Source organism: Streptomyces brasiliensis, assembly GCF_014647875.1.
GTDB classification, from domain to species: domain Bacteria; phylum Actinomycetota; class Actinomycetes; order Streptomycetales; family Streptomycetaceae; genus Streptomyces; species Streptomyces brasiliensis.
In genome coordinates this window covers 1-724 of the sequence record NZ_BMQA01000259.1, presented here as the reverse complement: position 1 = coordinate 724, position 724 = coordinate 1, and the positions used below count along the sequence as shown (strand labels likewise).

At 64.1% G+C, this 724-nt stretch carries 3 protein-coding genes; all 3 read left to right on the top strand.

All coding sequences use genetic code 11. The annotated features are described in order from the left end of the window. Window positions 1–73: 73 nt before the first annotated feature. Window positions 74–271: an acyl-CoA carboxylase subunit epsilon gene (locus IEZ19_RS50070; protein WP_189317994.1), complete on the top strand. Its 198-nt coding sequence runs from the start codon at window positions 74–76 to the stop codon at window positions 269–271. Between the two features lie 16 nt (window positions 272–287). Further along, window positions 288–653, top strand: a complete 366-nt coding sequence (locus tag IEZ19_RS50065; protein WP_189317993.1) for a cobalamin-dependent protein — start codon at window positions 288–290, stop codon at window positions 651–653. After that, window positions 650–724, top strand: a 75-nt coding sequence (locus IEZ19_RS50060; protein ID WP_373297197.1) for a biotin carboxylase N-terminal domain-containing protein, incomplete at its 3' end; no start/stop codon positions are given. The genes IEZ19_RS50065 and IEZ19_RS50060, both read left to right, overlap by 4 nt.

Sequence of the window (724 nt, the reverse complement as noted above, 5' to 3'; positions counted from 1 at the left end):
GCGCCAACTCCGCACCAAACGCGAAACCCTGCCTCCGAAGAAGCACGGCAACATCCCCCTGTAAGGAGCCGCCATGACGATCAAAGTCGTGCGGGGCAACCCGACCCCGGAGGAGCTGGCCGCCGTGGTGGCAGTGCTGCATGTCGCTGGAACAGCGACTCCGGCCTCATCGCCTCGTCGTCCCAGCGCCTGGACCTCACACCGACTTCTCCTACGTACCCCATACGCCCACGGCCCCATCGGCTGGTTCGCCTCCAGCCTCCCCCGCTGAGGCATCAGATCGGACAATGTTGAAAACCATCCACGATGCAACGCTTCGAAATGTCTCCGCGTCTCACCTTCGCGTGGTCATTGCCCCACCCGGGTTCGACGGACACGACCGAGGTGCCAAGGTCATCGCCGGACCGCTGCACAGCGCCGGATACGAAGTGATCTACACCGGCGTGCACCAGACCCCGGAAATCGAGTTGCTGACGCGCGAAGACGGGAAGGCCGTCCGGATCTCGGTCGATGGCACCATCCCCGACGTCTCTGCGCTCCACACCATGGACACCAACACGGCACTCACACCTATTTCCGATATCAACCAGACCCTCGAAAGCGTCGGCCAGCTCAGTCCTGCCCCGACAGACGTGGTGGAGGCGGCATGCTGACCAAGGTGCTTATCGCCAATCGTGGCGAAATCGCTGTCCGCGTGGCCCGGGCGTGCCGGGACGCCGGGATC